Origin of the sequence: Demequina pilifera, from assembly GCF_048814985.1 — a bacterium.
GTDB lineage: Bacteria > Actinomycetota > Actinomycetes > Actinomycetales > Demequinaceae > Demequina.
The window spans coordinates 220,466-246,854 of sequence record NZ_JBMDTW010000005.1; the positions used below are offsets into that span (position 1 = coordinate 220,466).

At 70.3% G+C, this 26,389-nt stretch carries 24 protein-coding genes; 10 read left to right on the plus strand and 14 right to left on the minus strand.

Annotation, left to right across the window (positions count from 1 at the left end):
* Complete coding sequence (locus ACNI14_RS10950; protein WP_420520066.1) at positions 1-720, plus strand: 5-oxoprolinase subunit B family protein; 720 nt, start codon at positions 1-3, stop codon at positions 718-720.
* Positions 717-1,658 (plus strand): 5-oxoprolinase subunit C family protein, encoded by a 942-nt coding sequence (locus ACNI14_RS10955; RefSeq protein WP_420520067.1) that lies wholly within the window; start codon positions 717-719, stop codon positions 1,656-1,658. The genes ACNI14_RS10950 and ACNI14_RS10955 overlap by 4 nt, the downstream gene beginning before the upstream one ends.
* A 9-nt stretch (positions 1,659-1,667) precedes the next feature.
* Here the strand turns inward: ACNI14_RS10955 and ACNI14_RS10960 are convergent, their stop codons facing one another.
* The 5 genes from ACNI14_RS10960 to ACNI14_RS10980 all read right to left on the minus strand — a co-directional run bounded on the left by ACNI14_RS10960 (position 1,668) and on the right by ACNI14_RS10980 (position 9,334).
* Positions 1,668-3,512, minus strand: a complete 1,845-nt coding sequence (locus ACNI14_RS10960) for a BCCT family transporter (RefSeq protein ID WP_420520068.1) — start codon at positions 3,510-3,512, stop codon at positions 1,668-1,670.
* Between the two features lie 97 nt (positions 3,513-3,609).
* On the minus strand, positions 3,610-4,227 hold the full coding sequence (locus tag ACNI14_RS10965; RefSeq protein WP_420520069.1) for a Pr6Pr family membrane protein: 618 nt from the start codon (positions 4,225-4,227) through the stop codon (positions 3,610-3,612).
* Positions 4,228-4,236: 9 nt separating this feature from the next.
* Positions 4,237-5,610 (minus strand): APC family permease, encoded by a 1,374-nt coding sequence (locus ACNI14_RS10970; RefSeq protein WP_420520070.1) that lies wholly within the window; start codon positions 5,608-5,610, stop codon positions 4,237-4,239.
* A 90-nt stretch (positions 5,611-5,700) separates the two neighbouring features.
* Positions 5,701-6,894: a low temperature requirement protein A gene (locus ACNI14_RS10975; RefSeq protein WP_420520071.1), complete on the minus strand. Its 1,194-nt coding sequence runs from the start codon at positions 6,892-6,894 to the stop codon at positions 5,701-5,703.
* 22 nt (positions 6,895-6,916) lie between these two features.
* Complete coding sequence (locus tag ACNI14_RS10980; protein WP_420520072.1) at positions 6,917-9,334, minus strand: glycoside hydrolase family 3 C-terminal domain-containing protein; 2,418 nt, start codon at positions 9,332-9,334, stop codon at positions 6,917-6,919.
* Between the two features lie 119 nt (positions 9,335-9,453).
* Between ACNI14_RS10980 and ACNI14_RS10985 the strand changes: the two genes are divergently transcribed.
* Together ACNI14_RS10985 and ACNI14_RS10990 are read left to right on the plus strand one after the other, a co-directional pair.
* Positions 9,454-10,011 (plus strand): TetR/AcrR family transcriptional regulator, encoded by a 558-nt coding sequence (locus ACNI14_RS10985; RefSeq protein WP_420520073.1) that lies wholly within the window; start codon positions 9,454-9,456, stop codon positions 10,009-10,011.
* A gap of 151 nt (positions 10,012-10,162) precedes the next feature.
* Positions 10,163-10,948, plus strand: coding sequence for a siderophore-interacting protein (locus ACNI14_RS10990; protein ID WP_420520074.1), 786 nt, complete (start codon positions 10,163-10,165; stop codon positions 10,946-10,948).
* A gap of 113 nt (positions 10,949-11,061) precedes the next feature.
* Here ACNI14_RS10990 and ACNI14_RS10995 read toward each other — a convergent pair whose 3' ends face one another.
* Both ACNI14_RS10995 and ACNI14_RS11000 read right to left on the minus strand, forming a co-directional pair.
* Positions 11,062-12,429 carry a permease prefix domain 1-containing protein gene (locus tag ACNI14_RS10995; protein WP_420520075.1) on the minus strand — a complete coding sequence of 456 codons (1,368 nt, stop codon included), beginning with the start codon at positions 12,427-12,429 and terminating at the stop codon, positions 11,062-11,064.
* Positions 12,426-12,788 (minus strand): PadR family transcriptional regulator, encoded by a 363-nt coding sequence (locus ACNI14_RS11000; RefSeq protein WP_420520076.1) that lies wholly within the window; start codon positions 12,786-12,788, stop codon positions 12,426-12,428. Before ACNI14_RS11000 ends, ACNI14_RS10995 begins: the two co-directional genes overlap by 4 nt.
* A gap of 278 nt (positions 12,789-13,066) precedes the next feature.
* Between ACNI14_RS11000 and ACNI14_RS11005 the strand changes: the two genes are divergently transcribed.
* Both ACNI14_RS11005 and ACNI14_RS11010 read left to right on the plus strand, forming a co-directional pair.
* Positions 13,067-13,315, plus strand: a complete 249-nt coding sequence (locus tag ACNI14_RS11005; RefSeq protein WP_420520077.1) for a hypothetical protein — start codon at positions 13,067-13,069, stop codon at positions 13,313-13,315.
* A 10-nt stretch (positions 13,316-13,325) separates the two neighbouring features.
* Complete coding sequence (locus tag ACNI14_RS11010; protein WP_420520078.1) at positions 13,326-13,913, plus strand: TetR/AcrR family transcriptional regulator; 588 nt, start codon at positions 13,326-13,328, stop codon at positions 13,911-13,913.
* A gap of 60 nt (positions 13,914-13,973) precedes the next feature.
* Here the strand turns inward: ACNI14_RS11010 and ACNI14_RS11015 are convergent, their stop codons facing one another.
* The 5 genes from ACNI14_RS11015 to ACNI14_RS11035 all read right to left on the minus strand — a co-directional run bounded on the left by ACNI14_RS11015 (position 13,974) and on the right by ACNI14_RS11035 (position 19,153).
* Complete coding sequence (locus ACNI14_RS11015) at positions 13,974-14,714, minus strand: hypothetical protein (protein ID WP_420520079.1); 741 nt, start codon at positions 14,712-14,714, stop codon at positions 13,974-13,976.
* A 49-nt stretch (positions 14,715-14,763) separates the two neighbouring features.
* Positions 14,764-15,615, minus strand: a complete 852-nt coding sequence (locus tag ACNI14_RS11020; RefSeq protein WP_420520080.1) for an aldo/keto reductase — start codon at positions 15,613-15,615, stop codon at positions 14,764-14,766.
* A 243-nt stretch (positions 15,616-15,858) separates the two neighbouring features.
* Complete coding sequence (locus tag ACNI14_RS11025; RefSeq protein ID WP_420520081.1) at positions 15,859-17,268, minus strand: MFS transporter; 1,410 nt, start codon at positions 17,266-17,268, stop codon at positions 15,859-15,861.
* A gap of 107 nt (positions 17,269-17,375) precedes the next feature.
* Complete coding sequence (locus ACNI14_RS11030) at positions 17,376-18,074, minus strand: ABC transporter ATP-binding protein (protein ID WP_420520082.1); 699 nt, start codon at positions 18,072-18,074, stop codon at positions 17,376-17,378.
* On the minus strand, positions 18,071-19,153 hold the full coding sequence (locus ACNI14_RS11035) for an FtsX-like permease family protein (protein WP_420520083.1): 1,083 nt from the start codon (positions 19,151-19,153) through the stop codon (positions 18,071-18,073). Before ACNI14_RS11035 ends, ACNI14_RS11030 begins: the two co-directional genes overlap by 4 nt.
* Before the next feature lie 163 nt (positions 19,154-19,316).
* On the opposite strand from ACNI14_RS11035, the gene ACNI14_RS11040 reads away from it, so the two are divergent.
* Together ACNI14_RS11040 and ACNI14_RS11045 are read left to right on the plus strand one after the other, a co-directional pair.
* Positions 19,317-20,555, plus strand: coding sequence for a sensor histidine kinase (locus ACNI14_RS11040; protein ID WP_420520084.1), 1,239 nt, complete (start codon positions 19,317-19,319; stop codon positions 20,553-20,555).
* Complete coding sequence (locus ACNI14_RS11045) at positions 20,552-21,178, plus strand: response regulator (protein ID WP_420520085.1); 627 nt, start codon at positions 20,552-20,554, stop codon at positions 21,176-21,178. The genes ACNI14_RS11040 and ACNI14_RS11045 overlap by 4 nt, the downstream gene beginning before the upstream one ends.
* Positions 21,179-21,215: 37 nt before the next feature.
* Here ACNI14_RS11045 and ACNI14_RS11050 read toward each other — a convergent pair whose 3' ends face one another.
* The gene (locus ACNI14_RS11050) at positions 21,216-21,461 is read right to left on the minus strand and encodes a VOC family protein (RefSeq protein WP_420520086.1); all 246 of its coding nucleotides are present in this window, start codon (positions 21,459-21,461) and stop codon (positions 21,216-21,218) included.
* Positions 21,462-21,649: 188 nt separating this feature from the next.
* Here ACNI14_RS11050 and ACNI14_RS11055 point away from each other — a divergent pair, with 188 nt between their 5' ends.
* Together ACNI14_RS11055 and ACNI14_RS11060 are read left to right on the plus strand one after the other, a co-directional pair.
* Entirely contained in the window at positions 21,650-21,820 is a 171-nt protein-coding gene (locus tag ACNI14_RS11055; protein ID WP_420520087.1) for a hypothetical protein, read from the plus strand.
* Between the two features lie 194 nt (positions 21,821-22,014).
* Positions 22,015-24,177 (plus strand): putative bifunctional diguanylate cyclase/phosphodiesterase, encoded by a 2,163-nt coding sequence (locus ACNI14_RS11060; protein WP_420520088.1) that lies wholly within the window; start codon positions 22,015-22,017, stop codon positions 24,175-24,177.
* 30 nt (positions 24,178-24,207) lie between these two features.
* Here ACNI14_RS11060 and ACNI14_RS11065 read toward each other — a convergent pair whose 3' ends face one another.
* Positions 24,208-26,139, minus strand: a complete 1,932-nt coding sequence (locus ACNI14_RS11065; protein ID WP_420520089.1) for an S-layer homology domain-containing protein — start codon at positions 26,137-26,139, stop codon at positions 24,208-24,210.
* Positions 26,140-26,389: the final 250 nt, after the last annotated feature.

Below are 26,389 nucleotides of genomic sequence, written 5' to 3' on the forward strand. Positions count from 1 at the left end.
GTGGCGACGAGTGAGCCGGTCACGGCAGGGGAGGTCATCTCCCGGATCCGGCGCGCGGGGGCGGACGGCCTTGTCATCGAGTTCAGCGACCCGGCCTGGGTGACCGCTCTCGACGCGGCGGCGCGCGAGCGGTGGAGCGGCCCGGCCGCACGCGACCGGCGCGTGCGCGACATCGTCCCCGCGGCGCACAGCCTGCTGCTCGACGGCATCGCGCTCGGCGACGGGCGGGGGCGGGCTGCGGCTGCGCTCGGATCCGACGACGTTGAGGGCCTCGCGCGGGAGTTGTCCTCGTGGACGCTGTCAGCGCCGCAGTCCCGGAACGCGCCGCGCGTGGACGTGCCCGTGGTGTTCGACGGGCCCGACCTCGAATCGGTGGCGGGCATGTGGGACATGACCGTGGCCGATGCCATCGCGACCGTCGTCGGCTGCGAGTTCCAGGTGGCGTTCTGCGGGTTCGCGCCCGGGTTCGGCTACATGACGGGACTTCCCGACGGCCGTGAGGTGCCGCGACGCTCGTCGCCTCGCACACGCGTGCCGGCGGGGTCGTTCGGTCTCGCGGGCCAGTACGCGGGCCTGTACCCGCGCAGCTCTCCCGGCGGCTGGCAGCTGCTGGGAACCGCGGTGGGCGTCGCGCTGTGGGACGAGAGCCGCGAACCGCCCGCGCTGTTGACCCCCGGCACCCGGGTCCGGATCCTGGAGCACGAAGGCGAGACGACATGACCGCGGGGCTCGAGGTGGTGGACGCGGGTGCGCTCACCACCGTCCAAGACCAGGGTCGGCCGGGGTTCGCTCACCTCGGGGTGCCGCGCTCGGGCGCCCTCGACGGCCCGGCCGCGGCGCTCGCGAACCGGCTGGTCGGCAACGGCCCGGCCGCGGCGGTTCTCGAGACCACGGCGACGGGCTGCGTGCTGCGGGCGACCGGCCCCCTGGTGGTGGCGGTCACGGGCGCGGCGTGCCCGGTGGCCGTGGGCCCGGTGCTCGGGGGATCGGTCACGGCGCCGTTCGGTTCCCCGGTGCGGCTGGGCAGGGGCCAGACCCTCGAGGTGGGCGCGCCCACGCAGGGCATGCGGAGCTATGTGGCGGTCCGCGGCGGGATCGCGGTCGATCCCGTGCTCGGCAGCCGGTCGACGGACACGCTCTCAGGTCTGGGCCCGGCCCCGCTCGCCACGGGAGACCTGGTGCCCGTCGGGGCCGGCGCGCCTGCCGCCGAGCCGGAGTTCACGAAGTGGCGGGACCGTGGCCGGCGGGGCGAGGCCGAGCAGGACGATGGCCGGGCCGCCCCCGCCACTGATGCCGCCCCCGCCACTGATGTCACGGTGCTGCGACTGCGGCTGGGGCCCCGGGACGAGTGGTTCACTCCGCGGGCGCTCACGGTGCTGACGACCGCGACGTACACCGCCACGGGCGACTCGAACCGGGTGGGGCTGCGCCTCACGGGCCCGCCCCTCGAGCGCGCGATCGAAGGGGAGATCGGCAGCGAGGGCATGGTGCTGGGCGCGGTCCAGGTGCCGCCGTCGGGAGAGCCCCTGGTGTTCCTGGCCGACCACCCGACCACCGGCGGCTACCCGGTGATCGGGGTGGTCGACGCGTCGGGACTGGCCGCGGCCGCGCAGGCCCGTCCCGGCGATGCCGTGCGGTTCGAGGTCCTCCCCGAGTAGTCGCCGGCCCTAGCGCTCCTCGTCGTCCTTGGGCAGGGGCTGCACGATGTGGTCCGCCTGGTGGCGCTCGTAGTCCGGGCCCTGCTGCTCGGGTGCGTCCGTCTCCTCGTCGGGAGCGGAGCCGACCACGTAGCCGCGGCCGGTGTCCGCCCCGGTGGTCGACTCGCGCTTCCCGTCGGCCTCGGTGGCGGCTTCCCGCCGGGACCGCTTGCGACCGGGCCAGTGAGGAAGGTGCGGTGCATGCGTGCGCGCGCCCTCGGGATCGATGGAACCGGCGCTCTGCTCGAGCCCGTAGGACTCGCCGATCCGCTCCGTGATGTGCTCCACGAACTCCGCGCGGTTGGCGCTCAGATACGTCCGATGCTCGCGACGGAAGGCCTTGAGCGTCGCCGCGCACATGGCCACCATGACGAACGAGAACGGCAGGGCCGTGATGATTGCCGCGGTCTGGAGCGCGTTGAGCCCTCCCGCGACCAGCAGCGCGATCGCGACGATCGCCGTGGTGGTGGCCCAGAACACCCGCAGCCATCGCTTGGGGCTGTCGTTGCCGCCCGAGGTGAGCATCGACAGCACCAAGGATCCGGAGTCGGAACTGGTGATGAAGAACACCGCGATCAGGATGATCGCGCCGAACGCGGCGATGCCGCCGCCGGGCAGCCCGTCGAGGAGCTGGAACAGCGAGCCCGTGGAGTCGATCGAGCCGTCCTCGGCGATGAACCGCCCTTCGCCGTACAGCTGTTCGTACAGCGCCGAGCCACCCAGCACGGAGAACCAGAGGAAGGTCACGAACGCGGGCACCAGCAGCACGCCCCACACGAACTCGCGCACCGTGCGCCCCTTCGACACGCGCGCGATGAACACGCCGACGAACGGTGCCCACGAGATCCACCAGCCCCAGTAGAAGGTGGTCCAGTCCGCCTGCCAGGTGGCGCCGGCGTCGCCTTGGAAGGCGGACACGTTGAAGCTCAGCCCGATGAACGTCTGGATGTACGAGCCGATGGACTGGACGAACTCGCGCAGCAGGAACACGGTGGGGCCCGACGTGAGGACGTAGACCAGCAGCACGCCCGCGAGGGCGAGGTTGATGTTCGACAGCCACTTCATGCCGCGCTCAAGCCCCGTCACCAGCGAGAAGATGGTGATGATGGTGATGATGACGATCAGCACGATCTGCGTGGTGGTGCTCGGCTCCGCGATTCCCGTCGACCCAAGTCCCGCGGAGATCTGCTGGACGCCGAGGCCGAGCGACGTGGCGACGCCGAACAGCGTGCCCACGACGGCGGTGACGTCGATGACGTTGCCCCACGCGCCGTGAATCCGCTTGCCGAGCAGGGGCTCGAGTGCGTACCGGATCGACACCGGGCGTCCCTTGCGGTGGACGGCGTAGGCGATCGCGATGCCGACCACGATGTAGATCGACCACGCGTGGACGCCCCAGTGCAGGAACGTCTGGGACATCGCGGACTGGGCGATGGTCTCGGGTGCACCGGTCACGCCGGGCCGCGGCGACGCGAAGTGTCCCAGCGGCTCGGCCACGCCGAAGAACACCAGTCCGATTCCCATGCCGGCCGCGAACAGCAGCGCGAACCACGAGAACATCGAGAACTGGGGTTTGTCGCCGTCCTTGCCGAGGACGATGCCCCCGTATCGGCTGAAGCCGATGAACAGCGCGAACGCGACGAAGAACGCCGCGATCAGCACGTAGTACCAGCCGAAGGAGCCGATGATCTCGCCTTGAATGGTGGCGAAGGCGCTCTCTGCGGCCCCGGGCGCGACGATCGCGAAGAGGGCGAAGCCAAGGATGATGACGGCGGACGGCCAGAAGACCCACGTGGCGAGGGTCTTTCTGGTCATGGGCTCATGCTGAACTGCGGCGGGTGTGCTCATCGTGTTCGCGCCGGGGGACTCGACAAGGCGCTCTCCCTTCGCGACTACCGTAGCGGCCTTCCTGTCATGCCGCGGTTGCAGGTGGCGCGGTCGGCCTCCAGCGCGTCGCCTGGAACAGCACCGCCGCCGCAGCCACCCCAGCGGCGATCATTCCCACGAGCACCACGACCACCGGCCCGTAGCCGTCTCCCGGGTCGAGAAACGGGTACGGCACCCACCCGTCGGTCGCTCCTCGCACCATGACGACCGCGAGCCACGCCAGCGGATACAGCGCGGGGGCCCACGCCCACCGCCACGAGAGGGGCCGCCTGGGTCCCTCGAGCAGCCAGTCGACGAGCACCACCGCGCCGCTCACCCCGTGAATGATCGCGTTGGCCCACGGGTTTGCGACGTCGTCGATGGTGGGCCACAGCAGGAACCAGTAGACGCTGACCACGATCGCCAGGTACACGACGGCCGATGCGCGGGCCAGCTCGAGCCACACCGGCCGGTCGCGCGCGGTGTAGCGCAGGGCGACGATCAGCACGGCCGCCGCGATGAGGTTGGTCTGGTTGGTGAAGTAGCCGAAGTAGTCGACGAACACGAAGTCGCCACCGCGGATGTCGGTGATGAGGTTGGCGGTGATCGCCGCCATGATCGCCATCGGCGTGAGCGCCCGCCACGCGCGCACGGCCCTTGTCATGCGCAGATGCTAGCCCGGCCCGGGCTGGCCGGGGGACGAGGCGTCCCCCTGTGCCCCCGCATCGGCGCCGTCTCCGCCCGAATCGTCGTCCTCGTCGGGGTGCGTCCTCAGGTACCAGGCCTCGAGGGCGTAGATCACTCCCACGCCCGCGAAGGCGCCTGCGATCACCCACGGCGCCTCCTGCCCCCGCACCACGGCGAAGGCGGTGAGCACGATGGCGTCCGCGATGAGTGCGCTCACGAGCACCGCCGCCTTCGCGCCCACGTCGCGGCGCAGCCGGCGCAGCACCCCCCAGTGGATGACCATGTCCATCACGAGGTAGAAGATGATGCCCACGGCGGCGATCTGGCCCATGTCCAGCGCGACCGCGAGCACAGCCGCGACGACCCCCAGGTAGACCAGCATGTGGTGGCGGACGTCGCCGGGCATCCCGAAGTGACGGTGGGGGATCATCCGCATGTCGGTGACCATGGTCAGCATCCGCGACACCGCGAACATCGAGGAGATGATCCCGGTGACGCATGCGACCACGGCGACCACGACGGTGGCCCACACGCCCCACTGGCCGAGCGCGGGGCGCGCGGCCTCGGCGAGAGAGTAGTCCTGGGCCTCGACGATCTGGTCCACGCTCAGCGAGGACCCCGCGCCGATGGCCACGATCACGTACACCACGGCGCACAGCACCAGCGAGATGATGATCGCGCGGCCCACGTTGCGCGACGGGTCCTTCAGTTCGGACCCCGAGTTGGTGATGGTCGTGAAGCCCTTGTAGGCGAGCACGCCCAGCCCGGTGGCGGCGATGAAGCCGGCGACCGAGGTGCCCGCGGTCAGCCCCTCCGAGCCGGCCTCGTAGGACCAGCCCGACGCGGCCAGGGCTGCGATGGCGAGCAGCCCGATCCCGCCGATCTTCACGACGGCGCCGATGGTCTGCATCCAACCGATCGCCTCGTTGCGCGCCAGGTTCACCGCCACGGCGCCGGCGATCACGGCGACTGCCAGCACGGGAACCACCCAGCCCGCGGTGTCGCCGAAGGGAACGGTCAGGTACGAGCCGAAGGTGCGCGCGACCAGCGCCTGGTTGAGCATCATGGACAGCGCCATCAGCATCGCGGATCCCGCCGCCACGGCGGAGCGGCCGTAGGCCTGCGTGAGGATCATCGCGATGCCGCCGGCGGACGGGTTCGCGCGCGTCATCTTGACGTACGTGTAGGCGCCCAGGCCGGCGACGCCCGCCGCGGTCAGGAACGCGAGCGGGAACAGAGGACCGGCGAGGGCCGCGACCTGCCCGGTGAGCGCGAAGATGCCCGCGCCGACCATGACGCCGGTGCCCATCGCCACCGCGCCGCGCAGGGAGAGCGAACCCTCCCGATAGTTGTCGGCCATATGCCAAGTTCTACGCGCATCGGCCGCCTGCCATTCCCGTCACGCGCCGGCCGGAGGGCCGATGCGCGGGCCGGCGGAGTGCGCGACCGGCTAGTTCTCGGCGTTCGCGGCGATCGCGACCGAGTCGCGGTTGCGTGTGGCGGGGGTCAGCCAGCCCACGGCGGAGAGCACCACGATCGTGACCAGGGTCGCGATCGTGGGGTCGATCATGGGCATCCACAGCATGGCGGTCGCGAAGAATACGGCCGAGGCCACGAGCCATCGCGCCGTGCCGCCCGCGAGGCGCATCAGCAGCGCGCACGCGACCGCCACGACCGCCGCGCCCCCGGCCATCAGCAGCGCCGAGTCGCCCGAGTTCTGCTCCTGGTCGATCGCGATCACGGAGCCCTTGTTGCCGGCGGAGACGAGCAGGATTCCCATGATGAGCGGCAGGTGCAGGTAGGTGTACGCGTCGCGGGCCAGGTCGTTGCGATGCTCGTCGTCGGCCTCCTTGAGGGCGTTCTCGAGGGTCGGCCCCACGTCCTTGAAGTACGGCCACCACAGGGCGATCGCGATGAGCACCCCCAGCAAGGCGATGCCCATGAGCTCGGGGTTGAGCTCGATTCCCGCGGCGGTGATGCCCACCGCCAGCACTGACTCGCCGATCGCCAGGATCACCACCAGGTCGAACCGCTCCGCGAAATGCTCACCCGAGTGCACCTTCCACCCGGGCCCGCGCACGGACAGCACCCACGTGGCGACGATGTCGAGAGCGACCGTGCCGACCCACCAGTACAGACGCTCCTGGGGTTCGGCCATGGCGCCCACGACCAGCAGCCCTGCGGCGGGGATCCATGCCGCGGTGGACAGCAGCACCTGGCGTCTGACCCTGTCGTCGTCGCGGGACCCGAAGTAGTACACGGCGGAGTGGATGACGCGGATCAGCACGTAGAGCGCGGTGAAGGCCATGGGGGCGAGGCCGCCGCCCTCCGCCTCCCACAGGTCCGGGATGGTGACGGTGAGGCCGAACACCGCGACCATTGACACGATGAATCCCGCGAGCGGCAGGCCCTTGTCCGCCCGCATGGCGTTGCCGAGCCAGGCCCACGAGATCCACACCCACCACAGGATCGCGAGTACCGTCAGGCCCTCGGCGGTGGCGCGCCACGTGAACTCCTCCGCGATCCAGTCGGTGACCTGGATGAACGCGAAGACGTAGACGACGTCGAACAGCAGCTCCTTGGGCGTGACCCGGTGGTCCTCGCCATTGATGTGGGCGCGAAGTGACCAGCGGGCGGGGCTCATCTGCCGAGCATAGGCGCGCTCTCTACTTGCGGGCGGCGCGCCGGGCAGACAGCCCGGTGGCGTTGAGGATGCGGATCAGTCGGTCGAGCGACGCGAACGACAGCCGGCCCTCCGACATCATCGCGAGCGCGCGCAGCGGCATGTTGACGATGAACGAGGTCATGGTCTCGCGCACCTCGTCCGGCATGTCCTGGTCCGTGGGCATCGCCTTCGCCATGACCCCGCCGAGCGCTCCGGCGAACCGGCGACCCATCCACGTGGTCTTGAGGTCGCCGATGGTGGAGTCGTAGTGGAAAGGGAACAGCCGGCGCGGCGCGGGGATGGGTCGGCCCAGCATCGCGGCGAACTCCGCGTCCGTCGCGACGGCCGATGCGGGCGCGGGGGACGGTGCGACCACGTCGCCCGACGTCAGGCGCACGGACTTGGTGGCGACGATGCGCGTGGACGACAGCCCGATCCGCACCTCGAACTCTCCAGCCTCGACCTTCCATGCCGCGCTGTCGACGTCGTACACCGCGAACGATCGCGCGTCCAGCGCGACCACGGCATCGGCGCTCTCGCCGGGGCGGAGGTGCACCTTGGCGAACCCCTTCAGCTCCTGCTCGGGCCGGAGGACGCTCGACACCGGATCGTGCACGTAGACCTGGACGACGGTCGAGCCCGCGCGGTCGCCGGTGTTGGTGACGGGCACGGTCACGGTGCGCGAGGTGCCGCGACCGGTGACCTTGGCCTCGCCGATCTCGTAGGTCGTGTAGCTGAGGCCGTGGCCGAACGGGAAAAGGGCGGGCACTCCGAAGGTGTCGTGGAACCGGTAGCCCACATACAGCCCCTCGCGGTACTGGACCTGCGTGGGCGCGTGCGCGAAGTTGCGGTCGGACGGCACGTCCCGCACGTGCACGGGGTAGGACTCGGCGAGCCTGCCGCCGGGTTCTGCGTCGCCGAACAGCACGTCGACGAGCGCGCCACCCGCGGCCTGGCCGCCCAGGTGCCCGGTGACGATGGCCTGTGGGGCGTCGGCCCACGGCATGTGCACCGGGGCGCCGTGGGACAGCGCGACAGCCACCCGGTCGTGCTGCGCGGTGATGGCCTGGATGAGCCGCTCGTGGGAGGCGGGCAGGTCCAGGTGGGTGCGGTCGTAACCCTCGGACTCGAAGGATGTGGGCAGGCCCACCATGAGCACCACGGCATCGGCACCCTCCGCAGCCTCGAGCGCCTTCGCGATCTGCTCGTCGGTGGCCTCGCCGGTCGCGGCGTCGTAGCCGGGTGCGTAGACCACCTCGCCGTCGGTGCCCAGCCGCGCGCGCATCGTCGCCAGCGCGGTATCCATGCGGGTGGCGTTCACGAGGGAACTGCCGCCCCCTTGGTGACGCGGGCTCTCGGCGAAGGCGCCGATGAGCGCGATGCGCCCGCGCGGCGCGAGCGGCAGCGTGCCGTCGTTGGAGAGCAGGGTGGCGGCGGCCGCGGCGACGCGGCGGGCCAGCGCGTGGTGGTCGTCGTGCATCGCCACCCGGTCGGCCGGCACGCGCGAGGCGCGCTCGGCGGCGACCTTGAGGGCGAGGGTGACCACTCGCCCGCACGCGACGTCGAGCTCGGCCTCGGTGAGGTCGCCCGCCCGGAGCGCGGCCACCGTGCGCGCGTCCCAGGCCCCGGTGCTGGACGGCATCTCGAGGTCGAGGCCGGCGCGGATTCCCGCGGGCCGGTCGTGGGTCGCGATCCAGTCGGTCATGACCAGTCCGTCGAAGCCCCACTCGTCTCGCAGCACCTCGGTGAGGAGCCGGCGGGACTCGCCCGCGTGCTCGCCGTTGATGAGGTTGTACGCGCACATCACGGTCCACGGCTCGGCCTCGCGCACCGCGATCTCGAAGCCGGTGAGGTAGATCTCGCGCAGCGTGCGCTCGTCGACGATGGTGTCGATCCGCATGCGGTCCGACTCCTGGTTGTTGGCGGCGAAGTGCTTGAGACACGCGCCCACGCCCTCGGACTGGATGCCGCGCACCAGCGCCGCGGCCATGCGCCCGGAGAGCAGCGGGTCCTCGGAGAGGTACTCGAAGTTGCGGCCTCCCGCGGGGTGGCGCTTGATGTTCAGGCCCGGGCCGAGCAGCACCCCCACCTCCTCGGTGCGCGACTCGCGACCGAGCGCGGCGCCCACCTCTTCCAGGAGCGGCACGTCCCACGTGGAACCGAGCGCCGATGCGGTGGGGAAGCAGGTCGCGGGCACAGAGTCGTGGAGGCCCGCGTGGTCGCCGGCGCCGTTCTGCTTGCGCAGGCCGTGCGGACCGTCGGTCAGCATGAAGGGCGAGACGCCGTGTCCCTCCGCCGCCTCGGTGTTCCAGAAGTCCGCGCCCGAGACGAGCCTGAGCTTGTCCGCGCGGGGGAGCGCCGCGACGATCCGCGCTGCCTGCTCGCTCACGCCGGGAGTGTGGTCGGTCGAGACGGTCATCATGCTCCTCCTGCGGCGACGCCGCCGCGCGGGTATATCTAAGGTGATTAGATAGGCTCCATCGTAGGCGCCCGGCGGGCGTCGGGACAAGCACTGGACACGCGGGGGACGGGGGCGTCATGGCCGAACGGCTCGCTCCCGAGGTGCGCCGCGAGCGAATCCTCGACGCCGCGCTCGCGATCATCGACGCCGAGGGGCACCGCGGTCTCACGATCGCCGCGCTGGCCCGCAGGTGCGGCATGACGGCGCCCGGTCTGATGCACTACTTCCCGGACGTGCCGACGCTGCTGGTCGCGTTGGTGCGGCGCCGCGACGAGCGCGACACCGCGGCGCTCGCCGCCGCGCTCGCCCCTACGGCCGATGCGCGTGCCCACCTGGACGCGATCGTCGCCAACATCGTGGCGCGGCCCCGCGCGGCACAGCTCTTCGCGATGGTCGCGTCCGACGCGCTCGACCCCGCGCACCCGGGTCACGAGTACTTTCGCGAGCGGGCGGACGCGCTGGCCCGGTGGCTCTCCCAGAGACTCGGCGACGAGGCCCCCGACCGCGCGCGCCGCGTCTTCGCCGCGATGGACGGGCTGCAGGCGCACTACCTGCGCGACCCCGAGGGGTTCGACCTGCTGGACCACTGGCGCGTCACGGCCGATGCCCTGCTCGGCCCGCACGCTCCTCGCTGAACGTGCCCGAGTGCCCGGATCGCGCATCGGCCGCTAGGAAGCCGAACGGGCGGACCAACTGAGCGCCCGCGCGGGCCGCGCCGCGTGACGCGGGCGCGACGGCTCAGTTGGCCCGGTCCGTTGGCGCCAGATGCGTGCTTACGATGACGGGATGGGAGACAAGAAGCCGCTGCGCACCGTCCATGTGGTCCGCACCGAGCGACTGTCGCCGTCGATGCTGCGCGTGATCGTCGGCGGGCCGGAGCTGGCCGAAATTCCGCCGCTGACGTTCACGGACCACTACGTGAAGCTCAGGTTCGGCGACGTCAAGCGCACGTACACGATCCGGTGGTTCGACCGGCAGGCGCTCGAGATGGCGATCGACTTCGTCATCCACGGCGACGAGGGGCTCGCGGGTCCGTGGGCCGCCCGCGCCCAGCCCGGCGACGAGCTGCGATTCGTGGGGCCCGGGGGCAAGTGGGCGCCGCGCCGGGAGGCGGATGCGCACGTGCTCGTGGGCGACGAGGCCGCGATGCCCGCGATCGCCGCCGCTCTCGAGGCGCTGCCCGCCGAGGCCGCCGTGCACGTCTTCCTCGAGGTCGCATCGGCCGCTGATCGCCAGACCCTGCCGGTGACCGACCGCACCGAGGTGACGTGGGTCCACCGCCGGGACATGGGGATGGCCTACGGAGAGGCGCTGACCTACGCCGTGCAGTCCTTCGACTGGCCCGAGGGTGACGTCGAGGCGTTCGTGCACGGCAACGCGGACATGATCAAGCCGCTGCGCCGCCACCTCTTCCGAGAGCTGGGCGTGCCGAAGGACCGCGTGTCGATCTCCGGCTACTGGCGCACCGGCATGAACGAGGACAGCTGGCAGTCGAGCAAGGCCGAGTTCGTGGCCCAGATGGAGGCCGAGCAGGACGGCGTGCCCGGCTCGCCCGACCGGCCGACCGGATGAACTGAGTCCTGTCGCGGGGCGTCCCGTGTGCGGGGCCCGTGTGGGCTCAGTTCATCCGGTCCGTGCGCGTGGGCGCCACGGCCAACCGGCCGATGCGGGGGCAGGGTCCTCGCTCACACCACCCCGAGCAAGGGCGGCAGGGCGAGGATCGCCACCACGGCCCACGCCCCGTAGACCGGGATGAGGGCGGTCTGCCAGCGTTCGATGGCGTGCGCGGCGCCCGGGTGGGAGGCCATGAGCCGGCCGAGCAGCCATGCCGTCACGGCGAGATTGACCAGCAGGATGACGTTGAGACCCAGGACCACGACCCGATTGATGGTCCACCCGCCGTCGTCGATGCGGCCCACGATGTTGACCAGCGCCACGATGTCGAGTGCGAGGGCGCCGGCCACCACCGCCAGCTGAGCGCGGTCGAACCAGCCGGCTCGTCGCTCGTGCGTCGCGTCGATGGCGCGCGCGGACAGGTTGTAGAGCACCAGCCCCACTGCGATCACCAGGATGACGTCGGAGATCAGCAGCACGTCGCGATCAAGGCCGGTCAGGTCGCCAGTGGCCACCACCACCGCCAGCAGCAGTGCGAAGGTCAGCGCGAACAGCGGCGTGAACACCTTGGCCAGCACCGGCGCCATGTTCTCGACCACCGACTGCTTGGCCTCCACCAGCCATGCGGCGATGACCACGGCGCCCGCGGCGCCGCACGGGATCAGCCACGTGGTCACGAACGCGTCCGAGTCGACGCCCGCCGCCTCCGAGACGGCGACCACGACTCCGGTCAGCACGCCGCCGCCGAGAGCGAGCAGGGTGAGATAGATGATCCATTCGCCGGTGAACCGGACGGCGTCCATGCGCCCGTCGACGGTGCGCCAGCGGTCGCCGGAGTAGGCGACCAGCACGAGCAGCCATGTCAGGATCGGCACGTGCAGGGCGGTGACGATCAGGGCGTCGCTGGTCTCGCCCAGCGGGTAGATGTTGGCGATCGCGGCCACCGCGACCAGAGCCGCTGCGGACGTGACGACGATGCCGCGGGACGCGCGGCGACGCCACAGCAGGTACGCCGCGAGCGGCACGAACGCCAGCAGCGTCACGTTTCGCGCGTAGAAGGCCGCCTCGAGGCCGAAGACCTGCGGAAGGCGCACCGCTGCTGCGGCGAGCAGCGCGAAGGCCACTGCCGCGAACCCGCTGGCCCGCGCATCGGCCGCACGAGACGGGCTGTCGCTGCCGAGCACCAGCTGCTTCCACAGCCGCTTGGAGTTCTCCTGCGCGAACTCGTGCGCGATGGCATCTTGGCGACCGAGCCGCTTCACGGAGACCAGGAAGGCCTCGTCGGCGGAGAGCCCCGACGCAGTGAGGGCGTCGATGTGGCCGCGCAGGTGATCCTCGAGCTCGTCGACGTCGGCGCCATCGACCGCGGTGCGTCTCTCCATGTGGGAGCGCCACAGTGCGATCTGGTCCTCGAGCGTGGTCGGGTCCGCGGGGGTCATGCGGGCGCCCCGGCCGGCCCGAGGTCAAGGCGCGTGCGCTGCCACGCCTGCTCGAGGGCCGCCGCGACGGCTCGCCACTGCGTGCGATGCTGGGCGAGCGCGGCGACTCCGTCCTCGGTGATCCGGTAGTACTTGCGGCGCCGGCCCGTCTCGGAGGCGCCCCACCGGCCCTCGACGAGCCCCTGCCTCTCGAGCCGGTGCAGGAGCGGGTAGAGGAGTCCGTCCGTCCACTCCAGCTCGCCGTCGGACAGCTCGCTGACGCGCTTGATGATCGCGTAGCCGTAGCTGTCGCCGTCCGTGAGGATGCTCAAGACCAGCGGCGCCGCGCTCGCGGCGACCAGGTCCTTGGGGATGTCCATGTCGTTGCCTCCTGCCGGGATCTACCCTCACGGCAGTATGCATAGCAGTACGAGGTATGTCAACGACCGACTGCTGTGGAGCCGGAGCGGCCGAACGGACGGATCGACTGAGTGGGGTCGAGTGGTCCACACGGGCGAGGAGGTGGCGGCGCTCAGTTGATCCGTTTCGTGGGTGCGGCGCCATGGGCGTCGCGCGCCACCCCCCTCGTGGGCTCCCCGGTACACAAACGAACGATCGTGCTATTATTGATGAGCCAAGCATTGCGAGGAGGCGCATCATGACCACGACCAGCACGGGGCACCGGCGGCACACGCACGTGAGGCTGCCCGCTCGGCTCCACCGCCACGCTCCGACAGAGAAGACCGCCCACATTCGGACGCACCACGCGGGGTCTGGCGCCCACGCGGGTCCCGGCTCGCGGCTCGTCGAGCGCATGACGCGGCGGTGGACCCTCGACCTGTACGACATGGACCTGCAGTTCGAATCGGGCGACCTGAAGAGCGATCTGCAGTACGGCCGCCGGTAGGCTCCCCCGCATGGGCAAGGGCGACGATACGCGGGCACGCGTGCTCGCGCAGGGCCTCGACATCGCGAGCGAGTGGGGCCTCGAATCGCTGACCATCGGCGCTCTCGCGGACCGCGCGGGACTCAGCAAGTCCGGCCTGTACGCGCACTTCACGTCCAAGGAGGACATGCAGTGCCAGGTGCTGGATGCTGCGGCGGACGCGTTCGCCGCCGAGGTGATGCTGCCCGCGATCGCTCTGCCGCGAGGGTTGCCGCGCGTCGAGGAGATCCAGGAGCGGTGGATGCACTGGGTGACTGACCTGCTGCCCGGCGGGTGTCCGCTCATCGCTGCATCGCTGGCGTACGACGACCGCGAAGGACCGGTGCGCGATCGCGCCGTCCATCACATCGAGCGCATGGTGGGCGCCGTGGAGCGGGCCGCGACGATCGCCGTCGACGAGCGCCACTTCGCGCGCGACCTCGACACCGCTGCCTACGCCTTCGAGGTGTGGGCCATCGTCATGGCGTACCACCAGTACTCGCGGCTGCTGCGCCGCCCTGATGCCGCGGACCTGGCACGGCGGTCCTTCGCGTCGCTCAACGCCCGCGCGGCAGGCTGACCCCCGCCGCAGGCCGGCCACCCATCACCCGACTGTCACCAACCTGCTGACCAAGTACACCTAGAGGCATCCGCCGGCGACGTTGTCGCTGTTGGCAGCACCGAAGTCCGGGTCGGATCCGTCGTCCAGCACGCGCATCAGGATGACGGTGGGAGGGGTGCCCTCCGGCTGGAGGCCCGACTCCTCGCCCTGGGTCTCGAACACGAGGTAGCCCTCGTCCCCCTCGATCCACCACACCTCCGAGACCGCGCCGGCGTCGCCGGACACGAGGTCGGGGTGCGCATCCTCGAGCTCCTCGAGCGTGGACCCGATCGAGATCCCCTCGTCGGTGGCGATGTCGACGGCGAAGATGTCGATGCGCCACACCTGATCGTCATCGGCCGCGAGCGTGAAGGGCGCGGTGGGGGTGTCGTAGAAGCCGGTCGCATCAGGGTAGTCCGCGACCCATCGACCGGGCTCGTCCCCCTCCGTCGCCTCCTGGCCCTCATACACCTCGGCGCAGTAGCCCTCGTCGAAGCGGATCATCTCCTCGCCAGGGTTGCCCTCAGCAGGCTCACCGATGGCGAGCGGTCCCAGGCCGTCGGGCGTCGCGACGAGCTCCTCGACCGGAGGGTGCGAGTCCGGCGTGGGGCTCGGCGAAGGCGAGGCCTCTGCGGTCGCCGTGGGTGTCGCGGTCGCGGTGGTCGTCTCGACAGGGGTGACGACGGGAGTCGAGGTGGGTGACTCCTCTCCCGAAGAACTGCACCCGACCACCAGCACGGCCGTCGCTGCCATCCCTATCGCGGATAGTGATCGCATCATGTCTCCTCCTTGATCGGGGGTCGCATCGCGCCACTGTCGTCTGAGTGCGCTACATCTCCTCGTGAGTGTTCGGGTCGCCGCCGAACAGGCGCCCGTCCTCGCGGTGCAGGCCCGCGATGGCGGCCATCTCCGCCTCCGTGAGCTCGAAGTCGAACACGTCGAGGTTGGCTGCCTGGCGCTCGGGCGTCGCGGACTTGGGCAGCGGGACGCTTCCCAGCTGCACCTGCCAGCGCAGGATCACCTGGGCGGGCGTGACGTCGTGGGCCTCCGCCGCCTGCGCGACAGCCGGCTCCTCGAACGGGGCCTGGGACTTGCCGAGCGGGCTCCACGACTGGGTCAGGATGCCGCGCTGCTGGTGCTCGCCGCGCATCTGCTCCTGGATGAAGTACGGGTGCAGCTCGATCTGGTTGATCGCCGGCGTCTCCCCGCTCGCCTCGACGATGTCCGCGAGGTGCTGGGCCGTGAAGTTGGACACGCCGATGGTGCGCACCACGCCGCTCGCGCGCAGGTCGACGAGCGCGCGCCATGCGTCGCGGTACTTGTTCGTGATCGGATTGGGCCAGTGGATCAGCAGCACGTCGATGCGCTGCAGTCCGAGCCGCTCGAGCGACTCCTCGACCGAGGCGATGGCCAGGTGGTAGTCGTGGTGGCGCCCGGGCAGCTTGGTCTGAATGGTGAGCTCGTCGCGGTCCATGCCGTTGTCGTCGAGCCAGTCGCGCGCGGCGCGTCCCACCTCGACCTCGTTCTTGTAGTTGACCGCGCTGTCGAGCAGCCGGTAGCCGTTGTCGAGAGCGGACCGGACGGCCTGGTAGCCCTCGTCCCCCGTGAGCGGGTAGGTGCCGAAGCCGATCGCGGGGATCTCGTTTCCGTCGTTGAGCGTGCGGGTGGGAATGGTTGTCATGACTCCACGCTACGCCCGATGCCGGGGCTGGCGCATCGGCGCACGTCGCCCGTGCGCACCCATAGAGCGGGCACGCGTGCGTGGGGGGGGGGGGGGGAGGGGGGGGGGNGCCCGATGCCGGGGCTGGCGCATCGGCGCACGTCGCCCGTGCGCACCCATAGAGCGGGCACGCGTGCGTGGCGACGGCCGCGGACGGCCGTCGCCACGCACGATGTCGGCAACGTGAGTGCCGAGCGTCGCAACCTAGAGCCGGCGGCCCTCGCGCAGGGCGGTGCGCAGGGGCGGGACGGTGACCCCCGCATCGGCCATCTGTGCGCGGGTGCGGCGGCGACTGTGCACCACGCCGACCACTCCGATGGCCCACGGCACCGCCATGGTCGCGAGCGCGACCCGGTAGTCGTCGAGCGAGTACTCGGAGGTGCCGGGCGAGACGATCTGCAGCGCGGCGCCGATCAGCGCGACGGAGACCACGGTCGCCGCGAAGCCCCCGATGTTCACGAAGCCGGTCGCGGTGCCCAGCCGGCCACGGATCCCGAACGTGCGCGCGTAGTCCATGCCGACGAGCGAGACCGGCCCGCCGAAGCCCAGCACGACGATCAGCGCGGCCAGCTGCCACAGCGGACGCGGGCTCGACGGCACCAGGATCGCGGCCCACGCGACTGCGATGAGGGACGCACCGCCGAGGGCCAGCCACGACCGGCGCAGCGGATGGCGGGACGTGAGGGTGCCGATGATGGGCGCCGCGCCGATGTTCGTCACCACCAGCAACGTCAGCAGACCGCTCGCCTGCGCCGTCGTGAGCCCCTGACCCTGGACGAAGAACGGCACTCCCCACAGCAGCGCGACCGTGTTGGCGGAGAACAGGCCGGTCCAGTGCGTCCAGAACCCCAGCTTGACGCCCGGGGGGCGGATCGCGTCGCGCATGCGGATGGGCGCGCTGGTCTCGGCGGCGCGTGCGCCTGCAGCCGGCCGATGCGGGGGAGCGGCGGGGGACACCTCGCCCGAGGCGCCGGTGGCCGCGGGTCGTGGTGCGGAGGACGCGGATCGGTAGACGTGGTCGTCCGGCGGCATGCGCACTTTCCAGAGCGACATCGCGGCCGCGAACAGCCCCAGCGCGGCGAGCGTCGCGAAGGTGGCGGTCCAGCCCTGCTGGTGAAGCAGCCACGCCACGGGGATCGCGCTCGCGAGCTGGCCCACCTGGCCGAGAGTCCCCGTGACCTGCACCATCAGGGGCGCGCGCCTGGGCGGGAACCACTCGGACACCAGGCGGGTCGCGGCGATGAACACGGGCGCGTCGCCCGCTCCGATCAGCACCCGCGCCACGAGGGCCCATCCCAGTTGGTCGGTGAAGGCCAGCAGCAGCTGTCCGACCCCCATGATGAGAGAGCCGGCCAGCAGCATGCGCTTGGGCCCCAGCCGGTCCAGCAGCGCTCCGGCGGGCAGCTGCAACGACGCGTAGACGGTGATCTGCACCACCGAGAGGGCGGACAGCCCCAGGGCCTCGACCTCGAACCGGTCGAGCGCCTCGACCCCCGCGACGCCCAAGGCGGTGCGCTGCACCACGGCCACGAAGTAGATGAAGGCCGCGGCCGCGAAGACGACCCAGGCCGTGCGGGGGGTGAGCGAGCCGCGAGCAGTGGCGGGCTGGCTCATGCGGGCTCCTCGGGTGACGGCTGGCTTCACGCTAGTGTCCCAGCCCACCGGGTGGACCGGGACCCTCGGCCCGCTTCAGCGTGCGCGTGGTCCCGCGCGACCGGTGGTCAGCGTCGAGGGGCCGCGGCAGGCTCGACCACGCGCCCATCCACCAGGTTGACCACGCCGTGGGTTCGGGGAAGGTGCACCAGATCGTGGGTGACCAGCAGCGTAGAGGTGCGCTGTTCGCTCGTCAGCCGCACGATGAGATCGATGATGCTGGCGCCGCGCTCCTGGTCCAGCGCGCTCGTGGGTTCATCGACGAGCAGCACGCTGGGCTCGTTCATGAGAGCTCTCGCAATGTTGATGCGCTGGCGCTGACCGCCCGAGAGTTGATGAGGGCGCTTGTGACGGTGGTCGGCCATCCCCACTGCGTCGAGCAACGCATGGGCTCGATCGCGGGAAGAGCGCCGTCCACGGCGCCCCCGTGGTTCGCCGAGCTCGTTCATGACGGTCAGCTGCTCGTGTGCGGTGAGGGACGGAATCAGGTTCGAGTGCTGGAACACGATGCCGATGCTGCGCCGGCGCAGGTCCGTCGCGGCGCGGGGATCCAGCCCAGAGGCATCGATGCCATCGATCATCACCCGCCCCGAATCCGGGCGGACCAACGTGGCCGAGACCGCCAGGAGGGAGGACTTGCCCGACCCGCTGGGACCCGTGATGCTCGTGACCGTCCCCGGCCGGGCGGTGAGTGAGACGTCGTCGACTGCCGTGATGCGTGAGTTCCCGTCCGGGAAGGTCAGGGTGATGGATTCCACGGTGATCATCGGTTGCTCCCGAGTGCGGTGAGTGGGTCGGCAGAGACAACGGAGCGCAGCGCGACGGCGGCTCCTGCGAGTCCGAGCGCAATCATGATCACGCCCGGCGCAACGGTGGTGACGGGGCTCAGGAGGAAGGGCAGCGCTGTGCCGGCCGCAGCACCGAGTGTCGCTACCAACGCGATACCGGAACCGATTCCTGCGAGCAGTACGACGAGGGCTTGTCCGAGCGCGTCGCGCACCAGCGAGCTGGTGCTCGCGCCCAACGCCTTCAGGACCGCGATGTCTCCCTTGCGCTGCATGGTCCACACCGTGAAGAACGCGCCGATCACCAGGCCAGAGATCCCGAACAGCATGGTCACCATGAGCAGCAGCGACCCGATCTCAGAGCGGAACGCACTGACCGCCATGAGCGAATCGAGTGTGGTCTGGGCCGCAGTCTCGTGAGCACGGTCGATGCCCTCCCACTCGACCTCGGCACCTTCGGTCGCGGTCACGGCCAGCACTGTGGCGTACGGGTCAGGACTTCCAGTGGCGGCACTGTGCCGCTGCCAATCGGCCAGCGTGATCAGGGCCACGGGAGTGTGGCTGTACCACGCTTCGCCCTCAATGGCCTCGACGACGTAGGTGGCACCGGCGACCGTCGTCTCGTCACCGACGTTGGCGCCGAGCGACTCTGCGGCTGGCGCGGTCAGCGTCACCAACCCATCGCGTGAAGGTGGCGTGATGCCGAGTTCCGCCTCGCCGCCGAACAACGCGACGGACGCTCGAACGTCACCCACTTCCGCGCGCGCCTGACTGATGCCGAGCGGCCGAACCGCCGCCACCGCATCGGCGCCTTCCCACGCACGCGCCTGCCGCTCGGTGATGGCAGAGTCCGCGAATGACACCTCTGATGCGCCCGAACCGGGCTCGGAGAAGACGATGCGGTCGGCGGGGATCGCGAGGATTGCGGAGACATTCTGCGCGGCGAGCCCGCCGGTGAGGCCGCTGAGAAAGCCGACGAGCACGGTGATCATGCCCACGACGGCGCCAATCAAGACGAACCTCCCACGAGCGAAGCGGAGATCGCGGAGTGCAACGAACATGTGTGCCCCTTTCGGCCACCCCGGGTGGCGGCACTCCCACTCTCCCCGCGCACCCTGGGCGTGTCATCGCCCACCCGCACAGCCTTGGCAGGACGGAGGGACGGTTGCACCGTCGTACTTTCGGCCGATGGCGGCGCGAATGCGAGCCCGTAGAGTGCGACGCATGAGCCCCACCGTGCCCCCACGCAGGGCCTTGTCGCCCGTGTTCGCCGGGCTCCGGTGGGGACAACATGTGCTGTTCCTGGCGCTGGTGGGAGTGGTGATGGTGCGGGCCGCCGTCATCTCCTCTCACGACGTTGACGTCATCATCACCTTGTCGCTCGTCCTCGCCGCGACCTATGCCGGCGGCATCTCGGCCGCCCGCACGCGACGGTTCGATGACCACTCCGCGCATCGCGTGGCGGCGCGCGTGTGGCTGGCAGCGCTGACCGTCCAGTGGGCGGTCCTGCTGTGGCTCCTTCCCGATGCCGCGTACGTCGCGTTCCCGCTCTTCTTCGTTCAATTGCAGGTGCTCGGCGGGTGGTGGGGCCCCAGTGCAGTGACGGTGACGACAGCGATCGCGATCGGTGGCCTGGGGTCCCACGGTGGCTGGACCGTCGGCGGCATCGTGGGTCCCCTCGTGGGCGCGGGCGTCGCTGTGGTGATTGGGTTGGGCTATCGCGCCCTTGCTCGCGAGTCGCAGCAGCGCGAGGCACTCGTGAAGGAGTTGATCGAGACGCAGAGCCAGCTCGCAGCACGGGAACACGAGGCCGGTGTGCTCGCGGAGCGCTCGCGGCTGGCACGGGAGATCCACGACACGGTAGGGCAGGGTCTGTCGAGCATCCAGATGCTCCTCCACGCAGCGGAGCGCCTCGACGGAGGCAGGCCAGGGCTCGAGCACATCGCGCTGGCGCGCGACACGGCTGCCGCCAATCTGGCTGAGACACGCCGCTTCATCCGTGAACTCACGCCACCGGACTTGGATCACCAGGGTCTTGGAGGCGCGCTTCGCAGGCTGGCGCGCACACGGTGGTCGGCGCACGGCCTCGACGTCTCCGTGGAGGTCTCAGACGCACTGGTACTGCCGATGCATGTGCAGACAGCGTTGCTGCGTATCGCGCAGGGCGCCATGGCGAATGTCGCTCAGCATGCCCATGCTCAGCACGCCGTCATCAGCCTCGTTGCGGACCGTGGCAGCGTTCGCTTCAGTGTGGCCGACGACGGCGTCGGGTTTGATCCGTCGGTTGGTGCGCGGGTGGCCATGGAGCCCAGCGCGCTGCTGCGTGGGGCGCGCGCCGCGGACTCGTTCGGCCTGCACGCGACGCGTGAGCGTGTGGAGCAGCTGGGCGGGGTGCTGTCGGTCGAGAGCGCTCCGGGACGAGGGTCGACCCTCGTCGTGGAACTGGCGTGGGAGGCAGAGTGATTCGGCTGCTGATCGCGGATGACCATCCCATCGTCCGTGCCGGGCTCAATGCCCTGTTCGACCTCGAGGACGACATCGAGGTGGTGGCGGAAGCGACCACTCCCGCTGAGGCAGTAGACGCCGCGCAGCGCGACGTGCCGGACGTGGTGCTGATGGACCTGCAGTTCGGCGCCCGGAGCGAGGTCACTGGTGCCGACGCGACGCGACGTATTCGGAGTCTTGCGCCTGCCCCGTACGTGCTGATTCTGACCAACTACGACGCGGATGCTGACATCCTTGGCGCGGTCGAGGCCGGGGCGAGCGGATATCTGTTGAAGGACGCGCCTCCGCACGAGCTGACCGCAGCTGTGAGGGCGGCTGCTACGGGAGAGAGCGCCCTTGCTCCCGTGATCGCGGCCCGTCTTCTCGACAGGATGCGTGCGCCGCATGTGAGCCTCAGCGCACGGGAGCTCGAGGTGCTTGAACTCGTCGCTGCCGGGTTTTCGAACGCGCAAGCAGCGGCGACGCTGTTCGTGTCGGAGACCACGGTGAAGTCCCATCTGGCGCATGTGTACGGCAAGTTGGGGGTGTCCTCACGCACTGCGGCCGTGTCTGTGGCGCGGAGACGAGGCATTCTGCGCTGACCCGTGTGCCGGCCGGGACCCTCGGCCCGGCCCGAGCTCAGCCCTCGGTCATCTCGGTCACGCCCTCGTACAGCCCGATGGCGTTGCCGACGGGGTCTGCGAAGTCCTCGGACCGCGGGGAGAGCCCGCCGCTGCCCACTCCGTAGGGCGTGCTCCACATGGGGTGGCCCTCGAAGCCGGGCGGCTCGGAGATCTGCCAGCCGAACAGCGTCCCGTAGAAGCCGGTCGCCGCGGCCATGTTGGAGACCGGGATGTCGATGTGGGTGATGTCGCCGTGGGCCACGGCGCCTCCTCGTGTCGGGCAAGGCATGCCGACTCGCCTTCCTGTGGCGGGCGCCGGTCGTCACGTGCTCGACGTCACGCTCTCCGACGGCGTCGAGGCCTACGCGTTCACCTTCGGATGAGGAGCAGCGGCGCGTCCGGTTGCTTCCGATGTGAGCGGTACGGGTGTTTTTCACGTATCGTCAGGATATGAAAACACTGATCATCGTCCTGCTCATCGCGTTTGCCGTCCTGGCCGTCGTGGGCTTTGTCGTCGAGGCGCTTCTGTGGCTCGCCGTCATCGCCCTCATCCTGTTCGCGGCAACGGTCGTGTACGGGTTCATCAAGAACAAGGCGTCGCGCAGCAAGGGCAGCCACTAGTTCATCAGTGCCGGAAACCCGGGGTTCGGGCCGCATCGAGCGGCTCGTCGCCCCGGGTTTTTCGCGTGCTGGGAGGAGCGTGCCGCAGTCGCGGATCGGTGCGCTCGAGGAGGCTGAATGCCACACGGCAGTGTGACCAAGCTGGCACGCCAGCGGAGCGTGCCGTGGCCCTGCCTTGACTACAGTGGCTTTCGATGAGGCAACCGGACAACCTACGCGCAGTCGCCGTCGGCGACATGCCCACGAGTGACGCACGCGGGCTCGACGCCGCCTCGTCTCCGGCTGCCTTGGCCCAGCTCATGGCGCCGTTCGGGGGCTCTCTCCACGGCGTTCTGCTCAGTCATCCCGACGGCCGCGTGGTCGCTGCCAATCCGGCGGCGTGCCGGTTCCTGCGCCGCGACAGTTTGGAGATCTGCGCACTCGGGCGTGCCGGCCTGGCCGACCCCACGGACGAACGTTGGGGTGCGGCGGTGGCGATCCGCGCCGAGCATGGAGCCTTTCGCGGCAGGCTGCGGTTCTTGCGCGGGGATGGGTCCACCTTCACTGCGGATGTCTCCTCCGCGCTCTTCCTGCGGGGCGGCCAGCCATGGACCTACGTGCTGTTCGACGACGCCTCGGAGGTGGACGCGGCGCTCGAGGCGGCCGCGCGCCAGCAGGCCTACGCCGACGTCGTGGTGGAGATGCTGGACTCGATCAGCGATGCGTACTTTTCGATCGACGAGAACTGGCGCATCACGTTCTTCAATCGCGAGGCGGAGTCGCTGCTGAGCGTGCGCCGCGAGGACGTGCTCGGCAAGGACCTGTGGGACACCTTTCCGACCGCGCGCGACACCATCTTCCAGCACCAGTACGAGCACGCGATCCGCACCCAGGAGTCGGTGACGTTCGAGGGCTACTACCCGGGCACCGACCTGCGATGCGAGGTGCGCGCCTATCCAGTGAAGGGTGGCGGGCTGGCGGTGTACTTCCTGGACGTCGGGGATCGCTACTCGGTGCTGTCTGAGCGCGAACGGATACTCGAGGCCGAGAGGTCGGCCCGCGCAGTGGCCGAGTCCGCCCTCGCCACGGCCGAGCGGGCGCGGGCAGAGCTCGCGGCCCGGGCGGCGACCGACGATCTCACCGGCCTATTGAACCGGGCGGGGCTCGCGAAGGCGATGAAGCAGGCGCTCCAGGCGCCCGACGTCGCGGTGTGCCTGCTGCTCGCTGACCTGGACAACCTCAAGCTGGTCAATGACACGCTCGGGCACGAGGTCGGGGACCGAGTGCTCCAGCGCTTCGCGGACGACCTTCGCGAGATCGCGGGCCCGACCGCGATGCTGGCGCGCCTGGGCAGCGATGAGTTCGCCATCGCTGTGCTGGGCGATGCGACTCAGGAGGTGGACGCCCTCGCCGAGCGGACCCTCCAGATGGCGCGACGCCCGGTGGAGGTGGACGGCCATTCGCTGCTGCTCACCGCAAGCATCGGCCTCGCCAGGATGCCGAAGGGCGACCCCGACCTCGGACGCTTGCTGAGACATGCTGACGCTGCCCGGTATCGGGCCAAGCGTGACGGACGTGATCAGGCGGCGTGGTTCGACGACGCGCTGCACACTCAGGCGGTCGAGCGGGTCGTGCTGGAGCGCGAGCTGCGGACCGCGATCGAGTCGCGCGCCCTGACGGTTCACTTTCAGCCCGAGTTCGACCTGCGCACGGGACGGGCCGTCGACGTCGAGGCGTTGGCGCGCTGGACCAGTCCTACCCGCGGCCCCATCTCTCCGGCGGTCTTCGTTCCCATCGCCGAGGAGTCCGGGCTCATCCGCGCCCTCGGCGACCAGATCCTCGACGTCTCGGCGACCCAGGCGGCCTGCTGGGGGGCAAAGGAGAACGTCCGAACCTGGGTGAACGTGTCGCCGCGGCAGCTCGCGACGATGGGCCTGGCCGATCGCATCGAGGCGCTCCTGCATCGCATCGACCTCGCGCCGCAGCGACTGGGGATCGAGGTCACCGAGTCGAGTCTGATCGAGGAACGGCGTTTCGCGGACGAGCTGCGCGCCATCCGCAGGCTAGGTGTGGGGCTCGCGATCGACGACTTCGGGACGGGCTACTCCTCCTTCTCACGGCTCGCGGGCATGCCGGTGGACCTGGTGAAGATCGACCGCAGCTTCATCTCGAGCGCCGACTCGGCGCGCGGGAGGTCTCTCCTCCAGGGCATGGTCACCCTCGGGCACTCCCTTGGTGCCCGGGTGACCGCGGAAGGCGTCGAGACCCGGGAACAGCTGCAGCGCGTGATCGATGCCGGCTTCGACAGTGCGGCCGGGTATCTGCTCCAGCGCCCCGTCGAGCCGCAGGATGTGGTGTGGTCGACGGACCTGTCCTGACGGCTGGTGCTCGACGTTCGCGTGCGAGACTCAGGCGGCCAGCCGGAACAGGAACGCCGCCATCGCCTCGCGCGTGACGTGGTCCAGCGGGCGGAACGTGCCGTCCTTCCAACCGGTGGAGATGCCAGCGCTCGCCATCCAGGCGATCTCGTCGTAGAACTCGCTCGACCGGCGGCTCACATCCTTGAACGAATCCGCGCCGGTCGCGGTCTCGGTTGCACCGGCGTATCGGTACAGGAATGCCGCCATGGCGTCACGCGTGATGCGCGACTCAGGTCGGAACTCGAAGCCGCCGCCGCGGGCCCAGCCGCTGGAGATGCCTTGCTGATGCGCCCACACGATCTCTTTGTAGAACTCGGTGTTGTCGGGGGTGACGTCGGAGAACGGTGATCGTCGCGGCAGCGTCACGGCGGGCTCGCCGGACAGGCGATAGAGGAACGTCACCATCGCATCGCGCGTGACATGCCCCCGAGGTCGGAAGGTGCCATCGGCCCAGTTGCTGGTGATTCCGTTGTCGCGCAGCCATGCGATCTCGGCGCCGAACGGCGACGGGTTCGGGCCACCCGTCGTGATGGTCACCTCGACCGCTTCCGACGTGGCCGCGCCCCCGGTGATGGAGAAGCGGTCGAACTCGTCGACGAGCGTCGTGCCCTCGCGCTGAACGGCGTCCCATCGGCCAGTGCCCGACAGCGAGGTCAGCACCGACACCGCCCCGTCGTCCGAGTGCTGGGAGACCACGACGCCGGGACCATAGCGGACCAGACCGCCGTCGAACCGGATTCCAGAGATCGTTGAGGCGAACTGGTAGAAGGTGTCCGCATCCTTGCCCGCGCCCGCGCGGTACTCGACGAAGAACGTCTCGCCCGTCGCGGCGTCGAGGAGGCGCACGGCGGTGGTGCCCGAGTCCGCGTAGACGGGGCTGAGCGTGACCGTGCGAGTGTCGCCCATGCCCATCTCGATCAACATGTGCTCGGTGCCCTCGCGCGCTCCCGGCAGCCCCAGGAAGTACCGCTGCGAGGCGCCGACGGCCCCGGGGGCGAAGTCCGGGCTGACGGAGCCGGACATCGGCCCGAATAGGCCGAAGTACTCGTGCGCCTTCCACGCCCCGTCCTCCAGGTACCGCAGGTTCGAGTGCATCAACGACAGGTTGTGGCCGAGCTCGTGCACGATCGTGTGGTGCTCGTTCGACGCGACGTGGACGACGCCGCCGTCCAGGCGCCCGCCGACGGAGGCGATGCCGGCGTACTCGTAGTCGCAGTCACCGGGGGTGTACACGATCAGGTGATCCGTGCCGCCAAAGAAGTCGACATGGGGGTAGAGGCCCAGAGCCTGGTTCCACAGCGACAGATAGGACGGGCATTGCGAACCGGGCGTGAGCGTCCTCGAGTCGGCGACGGTGAAGTCACCGATGGCGCCGTCGGTCTCGTCCACCCAGTAGTCGAGCGCCATTTCGGTGGCGTCGACCGCCTCCGCGACAGGGACGTCCGTGCCGGTCGTGTCGTCGTCCACCGTGACCACGAAGGCGCGGTGCGAGGCGCCGTCCCTGGCGACCGGCGCCTGCGCGACGACCTGCACCGACTCGAGCTGGACTTCTTCATGCGCCTCGACACTGGGTTCACCCGCGGGGTCGGCGGCGTCCTGGGTGAGCGACGCGATCAACTCGGCCGATCCCGCCGCGGCAACCGTCTCCACGTGCGAGCCGGCCTCCACCTCAACGCCCACGGGCAGCTCGACGGGAATCAGCGCACCGTCGTCGGTGACGATCAGGTCCTGGTCGCTGGCGTGCCCCTCTTCGGCGAAGGCATCGTCTCCCAGCGCATGGGCGACGCTGATGAGCACGCCCTCGATCCTTTCGGAGGGGTCAGCCGCCTCGGCGGGAGCGGCCAGGACGGTCGCGACGGCGACGACCGCGATCGCGACTGCGGCCGCAAGCGTCTGCGGGACGGGGTGGCGGCCGGTCATCGATGTTGACTGGGCTCGCAGGCTGGGCAGGTGCACGTGCCTCTGTACCTCTCTATGCCGAGCGTTCCTGGGGCATCAGGAAGCTGCGTGTCGCAAACGGTACCTCCACTGCGCGGGCGTTCGAGGGCTCACGGGAGCGTGCATGCCGAGCGGAGGCCGGCGCCGACCGGCGGCCACCGAGCCGAGGAGCGGACAGCCCAAGGGCCGAAGCCGCCCGGTACCGGTCTACCAGGGGAATTGTGGCGACCTG

Coding starts and splice junctions, on each gene's coding strand:
- ACNI14_RS10985 (WP_420520073.1), top strand. CDS start 9,454: ATGGCCGAACGGCTCGCTCCCGAGGTGCGCCGCGAGCGAATCCTCGAC.
- ACNI14_RS11025 (WP_420520081.1), bottom strand. CDS start 17,268: ATGAGCCAGCCCGCCACTGCTCGCGGCTCGCTCACCCCCCGCACGGCC.
- ACNI14_RS10965 (WP_420520069.1), bottom strand. CDS start 4,227: ATGACAAGGGCCGTGCGCGCGTGGCGGGCGCTCACGCCGATGGCGATC.
- ACNI14_RS10995 (WP_420520075.1), bottom strand. CDS start 12,429: ATGACCCCCGCGGACCCGACCACGCTCGAGGACCAGATCGCACTGTGG.
- ACNI14_RS11015 (WP_420520079.1), bottom strand. CDS start 14,714: ATGATGCGATCACTATCCGCGATAGGGATGGCAGCGACGGCCGTGCTG.
- ACNI14_RS11040 (WP_420520084.1), top strand. CDS start 19,317: ATGAGCCCCACCGTGCCCCCACGCAGGGCCTTGTCGCCCGTGTTCGCC.
- ACNI14_RS10970 (WP_420520070.1), bottom strand. CDS start 5,610: ATGGCCGACAACTATCGGGAGGGTTCGCTCTCCCTGCGCGGCGCGGTG.
- ACNI14_RS11005 (WP_420520077.1), top strand. CDS start 13,067: ATGACCACGACCAGCACGGGGCACCGGCGGCACACGCACGTGAGGCTG.
- ACNI14_RS10955 (WP_420520067.1), top strand. CDS start 717: ATGACCGCGGGGCTCGAGGTGGTGGACGCGGGTGCGCTCACCACCGTC.
- ACNI14_RS11035 (WP_420520083.1), bottom strand. CDS start 19,153: ATGTTCGTTGCACTCCGCGATCTCCGCTTCGCTCGTGGGAGGTTCGTC.
- ACNI14_RS10975 (WP_420520071.1), bottom strand. CDS start 6,894: ATGAGCCCCGCCCGCTGGTCACTTCGCGCCCACATCAATGGCGAGGAC.
- ACNI14_RS11010 (WP_420520078.1), top strand. CDS start 13,326: ATGGGCAAGGGCGACGATACGCGGGCACGCGTGCTCGCGCAGGGCCTC.
- ACNI14_RS10960 (WP_420520068.1), bottom strand. CDS start 3,512: ATGACCAGAAAGACCCTCGCCACGTGGGTCTTCTGGCCGTCCGCCGTC.
- ACNI14_RS11065 (WP_420520089.1), bottom strand. CDS start 26,139: ATGACCGGCCGCCACCCCGTCCCGCAGACGCTTGCGGCCGCAGTCGCG.
- ACNI14_RS10980 (WP_420520072.1), bottom strand. CDS start 9,334: ATGACCGTCTCGACCGACCACACTCCCGGCGTGAGCGAGCAGGCAGCG.
- ACNI14_RS11055 (WP_420520087.1), top strand. CDS start 21,650: ATGAAAACACTGATCATCGTCCTGCTCATCGCGTTTGCCGTCCTGGCC.
- ACNI14_RS11060 (WP_420520088.1), top strand. CDS start 22,015: ATGAGGCAACCGGACAACCTACGCGCAGTCGCCGTCGGCGACATGCCC.
- ACNI14_RS11020 (WP_420520080.1), bottom strand. CDS start 15,615: ATGACAACCATTCCCACCCGCACGCTCAACGACGGAAACGAGATCCCC.
- ACNI14_RS11000 (WP_420520076.1), bottom strand. CDS start 12,788: ATGGACATCCCCAAGGACCTGGTCGCCGCGAGCGCGGCGCCGCTGGTC.
- ACNI14_RS11030 (WP_420520082.1), bottom strand. CDS start 18,074: ATGATCACCGTGGAATCCATCACCCTGACCTTCCCGGACGGGAACTCA.
- ACNI14_RS10990 (WP_420520074.1), top strand. CDS start 10,163: ATGGGAGACAAGAAGCCGCTGCGCACCGTCCATGTGGTCCGCACCGAG.